This is a genomic window from Runella zeae DSM 19591, from assembly GCF_000423565.1.
In the GTDB taxonomy this organism is placed as follows: Bacteria; Bacteroidota; Bacteroidia; order Cytophagales; family Spirosomataceae; genus Runella; species Runella zeae.
Window position 1 is genome coordinate 174,280 of record NZ_KE384045.1, and the last position, 7,688, is coordinate 181,967.

The window sequence follows — 7,688 nt, forward strand, 5'->3', positions numbered from 1 at the left end:
AGTGATTATCTGCTACTTACTACTCATTGTAACTTTGTAACTTTTTTAGAGGTACTTTTTTGAAAATCTCACTTTCAGCCCTGCAATACCCCCTTTTGGCTTGTAACTTTGTAACTTTTCTTTTTGGGGATTTAGTTACAAAGTAGTTACACAAAAAAGCCAAGTATCTCATTTTGTGATACTTGGCTTTTTTCGTTGGTTTAAAACGGTAATTCTGGTGGTGGTTCTGGAATTTGTACTTTTCCAGTTTCCCAAATTTCCCGATGGATGCAGTAACATTTACCCACCCGCGATACGGGAGAAAAATCATCGGGAACAATCGAAAAGGCTTTCAAACTGTAAAACTGGTACCGTGTAGATGTTGGGGTAGGCGTATATTCTAAGTCGTTTTTCAGACTCCTGACCAATGCTACACGGTCAATGAATTTGGAGTTGTCTTTTAGCTCATCGGCAAGGTCTTTGGCCGTAAAAGATAATTCCTTCAGATAAGGCCATGTATCGAAACAATCTTGAATGTAATTTCTGATTTCACGCTCAACCACCGAAATGTTGGCATCAATGGCCTCGTCTAGCTCGTTGGTTTTGTACACCTCAAAATCAAAGTACATGCGCCCTTTTTGGGGGTAGTGTAACTCACGGTTCAAAAGAAAATGCAAAAAAGCGGGAATCTCCTCCCTGAGTTTTTGTTGCATGTGGGGGTCTTTTTTCTCCTTGGGGAAAGGCGGTACCGTAAACACGGCGTAGCGCGTTTCTCCCTTCCCGATGTAGAGCGAAGTCCCCACGTTGTTGGTACAAAACACAAACTTGCCAATCCAGTCCGTTTCGTACTCAGCTACGCTTTTTTTCTTGACGATGACCTTTCCCACTTCGGTCGACATGCGTTTGATAGCCTCGGAAGTAGCCTTCTTTTCCAAACTCGTTTCATCGACCACAATCAACAATTTCTCCACAAAAGCACTGTTAAAATCCCCCTGTAAATCAGCATTGCCAAGTTTGACGCTGTTGGATTCAAAAATATCCCTAAGCCACTGACCAAAAGTACTTTTACCCGTTTCGCGTTCCTTGGATTGGAGTAGCAAAATGGGTAACAATTGGGCGGGACGTTGGTAGAGAAGTTGCATGTAGTCCAGGGCAAATTCGAGCTTATCGCCAAAGATGTGTTTGAGCAGGTTGAGCGAGTTTTCGTAGCTACCCGCTTGGGGCTGATGACTCAGCGGATAGTAAGTGTTGTAGCACTGGTTGATTTCGCGTCGGTAGTTGTGGTGAGAGGGAACGAGGCAAAATCCTTTGTAGCGTTTGATGAACAAATGGGCATCTTTACCGTAATCGTCGGTAATGGTGACTTTCTTTCGTTTGTCAAAGACGGTTTCCATTCGTTCCTCTTTGTTGGGCTTTTGGTAGGCTTCGTAGTAATCATCCCCAATGCGCACGAAGTTGTTGATAGCATCCGATACGAGCCGTTTAAGTTCGAGGCCGTTGTATTGGTAGAAATAGCCATTGAAGCGGAATTTTTTGTCGGTCAAAACCTCTTCGTACTTGGAATAGAAAGATTCGGCGTTGTCGATACCAAAGTAACTTTTAAGCTTTTTGAGGCTTTTATCGGTCACATTTTCGATGAAAAAGTAAGGATTTTTGAGCTTGAATTTGAGGAGTTCTTCGACGATTTGGGGGACTTTATCGGCTTGCTCACAAAACAAATCATCAATGCCCTTTTCGGGTCTTTCGGGGTTGAGATGCGCAAAGTAAACGTCACATTCGAGGTGTTTGGTGTACTCACGAAAATTGCGGACGGCACTGTAAAACAAGGTAGGTCTTTTGGCGAGGTCTTTATCTTCGTCATACTCGACGGTAAGGCAGTCATTATCAAGGAGAAAAATCAGGTTTTTGACCTGACATTGACGAATCACGGCTTGTAGTTCGGTGTTGAGGGTGTTTCCTCCATTGGGGTCTTTTTCGTGGGTGTTGTGAATGCCTTGTACGCCCACGCAAGCGAGTCCGTGCATACAAGCTTTGAAGGCTTTGAACTCCCCTTCGGTGACGACGAGGGTTTTAAGCTCGGTACCCTGATGATATGCCTCCAAAATCATGGGCGGGAAGAAAACCTCCGTACCTGCCCCACGTGGGGTGAGGTATTTGGGCATTCCGTTGGTGCATCGAGAGGGGTGTAAACGGGTACGTACATACGCGGCCTCTTGTGATTTTCCTTTGAAGAAGCTCTTCCAACCATTGATACCCGCGTATCGAATGAGAATATCACCGCTTAGGTTTTCGGAGAAAATGGGGAAAGTTTGTCGGGCGTAGTCGTCGGTAAAAGAAGCGGCTGTCAACTCATTGAGTTCGGGGGTGATGGCCAATTGAGCCAACCGCTGTTGGAAATAGGAGGGGACAGGCTCAGGAATAGGAGTAGATTCTATGGGCATTTTAGTATCTTTGAGGGGGGAGAAAGTCACTTCCCACTTTTTAGCTAGATTGATAAGATAAAGCCGATGCGTTACCATCGGCTTTATTGTTGTCCAGTACCTACTTAGAAGGTGGTACTGGAGTGCAATGACACTGGAGGTTGACTCGGTTCTTCTCAAGTTTCTCAAAGAAATCAATCAGGGACTCATAGGAGAAGTAAAGCCCCGACCTTTCGGTAGCAAGTTTACCATTGATGTCTTCGGATTCAATCCAAACCCTCATGAAAGTTTTGAGTAAATAGAGGGCGTCTTTGGGTTCGATGTCGGTCATTAATTGGTCAAGGATTCGGAGGTCGGTAAGGTCGAAGGGGGAGGCGATAAAGTTTTGCATGATATAATAGGCATTAGAGGTTATCATAGATTTTTTGTAGCTGTTGGGTATGTTTAGCTTCCCATAGCTCGACGATAGTTTTGAGTCCTTTGGCGAGTTCGTGAGCGTCAAAGCGAGGGTCGGATTTGGAGCGCATGGCGGCCAAGTTGAGACAGGTTTTGAACTCTTGGGCATCGAGGTGAATCTGTCGGATTTGGTCTTGCAGGTTTTGAGCTTTACGCAAGGTATCAGGAGTCATGTTAGCAACTGATTGGAGGCTTAGGCAGGGGTGAGGGAGTTGGGAGCAGGAAGGGAGTAACCAAACTCTTCGGGCATAGCATTGAGGGTTCTAATGAAGAGGGTACGGAAGTGGAGCAGGTCAAATTTTGGAATAAGGTTGTCAATAACCCAATCGGCATCGGCTTCGGAGAGTTTAGCACCTTGATTCTCCATTTTACGAAGTAAGGTTCGTTCATGGCCGTATTTTTGGGTTTCGTAGGCTTGTTTGAGCCAAGTTCTGGTCGGGTGTCGGTCGCCGAAGTAGGAGAAGAGAGCAGCGGCAAGCTGACGTTTTTGGTTAGGTGTAAGTTGGTTCATCATGGATTTAAACCGTTTGATAAAAAATTGGGTTACATTGTCTTTTTTTGTCAGTTTTTGCGTTAATTTGTCAATGTTTGTCATTAAATGTCGAACAAATGTAAATTTAAAAACTTACAAACTGCAAATTTTTAAACATAAATTTCTATAAATTTTATGAAAGAAATTCATATTGGCCTAGCAATCAAGAAGTTAGCCGAAAAAAGAAAAGTTTCGGCAGAATACATAGCTGAAAGCCTAAAGATAGATAGACAGTCTGTATATGGTACCTACAAGCGTCAGAATGTAAGCCCTAAAACTATCGAAAAGTATGCTCAGGCGATAGGGGTAAGTATTGATGATGTTATGTTTGAAGCTGGTATAAGTAAGTCAGAAAGCTTACAAAAGATTACGAGCTTAGATGAGAATTATTTGCTTCGTAGGTTAGCAGATTTAGAAGCTAGAGAGCAGTTCTTAATGAAGCAAATAACGGAGAAGGATAATGTTATCAGAGTTCTATTGGGAAAGTCGGATAGTGTATTCTTAGCCAGATTTGCTATTTTTTTTATTGCTACAATGAGCAAATTTGGGTACACTATGTTAAGCTAAGGGCTTAAAATGGCTAGTAAACAAGAATATTAGCGTTGGTTCGAATCCTTGTCCGCCAACCAAAAGTTTAGTATAACTTACAGTATCCCAAATAAGCCCTCACTAGAGGGCTTATTTGATTTAAAGGCCCTCCGAATTCGTGCTATCTACTAAATTTTGTCACCTATTTCATCACCATGAGATTAACTATTCCCTAGGGTATGTTATGCTAGTTTTTAAAATACCTAATAAAGGTTGCGGGTTTGGTATTGGAAATAGTATTCTGTCTGCATAGCACCGCTGCTGGACTGACTAGCTCCACTAGCAGAAAAGCTATTGTTAGTTGGCACCTATATCTCAAGTGTTTCTGGTAGCCCGTAAAGTTTAGCGTTTCTTCTGTTTTTAATAACAATAGGCATTTCGTCTTTTCGCCGCCTACTTAACGCCATTCCTCTGTCTGCTAATTTCGCCCAATGTTCTTTTGAATCATAGATATTGTGCATTATCGCTGCTTCAAATCGTGTTCTTTCTCTTTTTTCAGGAACCTGAGCAATAAACACCCGGAATGATTTTAACTGTTTTTCTACGGCATTTAAAATTTCTTCTTTTCGTTCATTAAATTCTTCACGATGTGCCTTAGCGTATGACCAGCCATGCCAAATTTCCACTCGTCTGCCTTGTTCTGCCTCATTTACATTAAATACTGTGTAATTACCACTTTTATACTTTAATGTGTGTTGCCTAAATCTTATTTGTGTAGATTTAGTTACTCCTGCGCAGTAAACTAAATAACCGTCTTTGTATTGAAATGTCCAAAGGTAAATGCCTTGTATATCAGGGGTTTTGGCAAGGTTGTTTTGATTTTCGTATCCTGTCCACGAAAATGGCCCTTCCCATACTACTTTTTTAATTTCTGCCTCTGACGTGTTTTGGTGCTCATTAAAATCTTTCATTTGTTGAGAACTATCTTAGTTCAGGCGTGTTCCGTTAAAATCATCGCTAACGGTTTAGGGATTGCTAGAAGACAGGGCATTTGAAAAATCTCAGCTCTGTAGTTACAAAAATACCCAATAAGACTACAAATTCGGACGGGCGATGCCGTTGAATTTACAACTGTCTGCCCCACTATTGCCAAAAAGATGTGGATAGCTGCTCATTTATCTGTCAAATGCAATTTCCACATCATTTATCATTGCTAGAAAGATTTGATGAAAAAGGTTGTAAAAGTTGCGAATTGATTTGTCAGCATCTGCCGGAAGTTCTAACCCTAAATATATGAACTTGTTGTGGTCTTTATTAAACTTGCTTGGTCTATCCATCGGTTTAGCATCATCCATGAAAACGCCTCCAAATAGCATCAAAAGGTGATTCATATGTATAAATTGCATTACTCGTATACCAAGAATCATATCAATTAACTGACTTGTGTTTACTGCTTTTTTTGAAAAAAAACTTTTGCTTAAAATAATTTCGATTGATTTTTTAAGTTCAAAAAAAGTACCGCCTTGTCGTCTTGCCTCATCAGTTTCTGCTCCTGAAATTTTTTGGTCAAGTATAAAGGTTAGCATCATTGAATATATTTCTCCTTTTTTATGACTGTCTAAAGCTACTTCTGCAAGCCATTTTTCACACTTTGCTGAAATGGGATAACTAACAGCCCCAAAACAACCAAAAGGTTGACTATTTGCAACTGTGCAGTTAAAATGGAGTAAATCAAGGAGGTTATGATTATAAAAATGATTGGCTTTACGAGTCTGCTTCGATTTTCGGAAAGGTAGTTCTGTATGTTTTGACCAGGGTTTATAATGAGCTCTCTAATTGTAAATAAAATTCCACGTTCGAAATGTAAAACGTGCTCAATTTCGTGGATGATATAATGCCCGTCAATCCTTTTTACGTTTTTAGGCTGCCCACAATTTGGACAATAGTTTGAAGTTACTTCAGTGTTACAGTTTTTACAATTCATTTTTGTAAATATTTTTTTAGTGGGTTTGTTTTTGTTTGTTGGTGATTAAATAAAATTGCTACTAATGGGTTTTTGGCGTGACGTTTATAGAAGATTTTAGTAGCCTGAAAGCTTTTGGGTATGGAATAAATGCATCCCGAAAACTAACGGAACTGAGTTTATTTAAAGTTTAATTGAAAAAATACAGTTGAATTTTGCACTGCGCTTGTGTCTCTACTTAGGTTGAATGAGGCAACATCCGTGTTAATGGTTCGGCCTTTCAATTTTTTATTTCTATATTCAATTGTCGTCCTTCATTAAGTGCTTTTTTATCCAACATAGAACCAACCACGAGCCCGATAGCCATTCCAATGGGTAAACCTAACCCTAAAAGCCCAATATTGCCTACGCTCAAACCGAATATCGCTCCTATGGGCAAGCCGAAAGCTGTAAATCCAAATAACATCCACAAATTTCGATAATAATTTTTCGGAACAATTTTAAGCTCTTTTTCAACTTGCTTTAGGATTGAACTTTGTTTTTGTTTTATGAATTTTATCAGCTGTGCTTCGGTAAGAGTAGAAGAATTTATCTGGTCTATACAATCATTTATAAAATTTTCAATATTAAGAGTTAATTCTCTTTTTCTTAATTCGTTCAGCAGCTCTCCAAATTGAGAATAGATTTTAGTTGATTTGTTGTCAGTAAAATTACTTTGTCGGTGATTCAATTCTTTGATGTTCATAAATCATTTTCAGGTTTTAGTACGTTTGTTTTATTTGATTACTAACGTTTTGGGGATTTTGTAAAAATAGGTCGCAGATAAAATAGTATACAAATATTTTATTGATTTTTGTTGTCTCTTCTTTTATAAGTACTATGCTAGCCTCTGTTTTAATATTTTAAGCAAGAATATCCAATAAATCTTCTTCTAAATCTTAATGGTGTAACGTCTATGCCATTTTTAATCATTACTGCTTCTTCCCAATTTCCCTTCCCGTAGCTTTTAGTCTTAAATAGTAACTTTTCTGCTATTGATTTTTTACCTGCTATGTGCTTTAAAATTGTCATAGTTACTTCTTCACTTTCGCCTTTGTGAAATTTTCCATAAACGATAAGGGTGTTTTGGTCAAAATTTATTGGCTTACTTTTTTTTATTATTTTGCCATTGTATGTGTCGAATTCAAACTCGTTAAAATCAAATGTAGCGAGTGAAAATATAGAATCAGTTTTAGCAAAATTGAAATCTTCTAATGACCATGTAGTGTGCCATATACTTTTAGTTACATTGCATGTGTCATCTATTATGTTGCTTAACTTATAATTTGCAATTTCCTTGCCGTTTAAGAAGAAGATTAGGCCTGGTTTTCCTTTAATTAAATGTCCTTCAATAAAATCATTGATAACAACAATCCTATGGCCGTCATTTGAAATAAAAATCGTCATGCTTGTATAATTATTGTCATTAGAGTTGTTTTCTTGTTGATTACTAACAAGTTATCTTTTTCTTAAAGTCAATTTTGAAGTTCCAAAGGCCTGCGCATAATTCAATACTTTCATCAAATTTTTCCTTAGATTTTCCTCTATACTTGTTAATTAAAATATGATAACGTTTTATTCCTGCAATTGCATTTTCTACAAAAACTCGCTTTTTACTAATAGACTTGTTGTAGTTTTTTTGCTCTAATGTTAAGCTTGGATAAGGATTTTTTTTGCTTTTTTTGGGCTTTTTAAATGGAATCTTTAAAGACAAAAATTTGTATTCTTTCTGAATACCAAGATAACCTAAATCAACATATACATTTTTAGT

At 38.6% G+C, this 7,688-nt stretch carries 11 protein-coding genes; 1 reads left to right on the top strand and 10 read right to left on the bottom strand.

From position 1 onward, the window contains the following. Positions 1–200: 200 nt before the first annotated feature. From G563_RS37405 to G563_RS0131530, 4 genes are read right to left on the bottom strand one after another with little or no spacing between them, the layout of a single operon-like run. Positions 201–2,498, bottom strand: a complete 2,298-nt coding sequence (locus G563_RS37405; RefSeq protein ID WP_051211328.1) for a DUF5906 domain-containing protein — start codon at positions 2,496–2,498, stop codon at positions 201–203. Between the two features lie 22 nt (positions 2,499–2,520). Further along, on the bottom strand, positions 2,521–2,817 hold the full coding sequence (locus G563_RS0131520) for a hypothetical protein (RefSeq protein WP_028668848.1): 297 nt from the start codon (positions 2,815–2,817) through the stop codon (positions 2,521–2,523). Beyond that, the gene (locus G563_RS0131525) at positions 2,804–3,028 is read right to left on the bottom strand and encodes a hypothetical protein (RefSeq protein WP_028668849.1); all 225 of its coding nucleotides are present in this window, start codon (positions 3,026–3,028) and stop codon (positions 2,804–2,806) included. The genes G563_RS0131520 and G563_RS0131525 overlap by 14 nt, the downstream gene beginning before the upstream one ends. Positions 3,029–3,048: 20 nt before the next feature. After that, complete coding sequence (locus tag G563_RS0131530; protein WP_157585756.1) at positions 3,049–3,369, bottom strand: hypothetical protein; 321 nt, start codon at positions 3,367–3,369, stop codon at positions 3,049–3,051. Between the two features lie 153 nt (positions 3,370–3,522). Here G563_RS0131530 and G563_RS0131535 point away from each other — a divergent pair, with 153 nt between their 5' ends. Beyond that, positions 3,523–3,954: a helix-turn-helix domain-containing protein gene (locus tag G563_RS0131535; RefSeq protein WP_028668851.1), complete on the top strand. Its 432-nt coding sequence runs from the start codon at positions 3,523–3,525 to the stop codon at positions 3,952–3,954. A gap of 329 nt (positions 3,955–4,283) precedes the next feature. On the opposite strand, the gene G563_RS0131540 is transcribed toward G563_RS0131535, so the two are convergent. From G563_RS0131540 to G563_RS36410, 6 genes are all read right to left on the bottom strand, one after another. Continuing rightward, the gene (locus G563_RS0131540; RefSeq protein WP_051211329.1) at positions 4,284–4,886 is read right to left on the bottom strand and encodes a hypothetical protein; all 603 of its coding nucleotides are present in this window, start codon (positions 4,884–4,886) and stop codon (positions 4,284–4,286) included. Between the two features lie 204 nt (positions 4,887–5,090). Next, complete coding sequence (locus G563_RS0131545; RefSeq protein ID WP_028668853.1) at positions 5,091–5,504, bottom strand: hypothetical protein; 414 nt, start codon at positions 5,502–5,504, stop codon at positions 5,091–5,093. 35 nt (positions 5,505–5,539) lie between these two features. Then, positions 5,540–5,899, bottom strand: coding sequence for a DUF3667 domain-containing protein (locus G563_RS36405; protein ID WP_028668854.1), 360 nt, complete (start codon positions 5,897–5,899; stop codon positions 5,540–5,542). Positions 5,900–6,158: 259 nt separating this feature from the next. Then, on the bottom strand, positions 6,159–6,623 hold the full coding sequence (locus tag G563_RS0131555; protein WP_028668855.1) for a hypothetical protein: 465 nt from the start codon (positions 6,621–6,623) through the stop codon (positions 6,159–6,161). A gap of 149 nt (positions 6,624–6,772) precedes the next feature. After that, on the bottom strand, positions 6,773–7,324 hold the full coding sequence (locus G563_RS0131560) for a hypothetical protein (RefSeq protein WP_028668856.1): 552 nt from the start codon (positions 7,322–7,324) through the stop codon (positions 6,773–6,775). A 43-nt stretch (positions 7,325–7,367) separates the two neighbouring features. Then, positions 7,368–7,688, bottom strand: a 321-nt coding sequence (locus G563_RS36410) for a transposase family protein (protein WP_028668938.1), incomplete at its 5' end; no start/stop codon positions are given.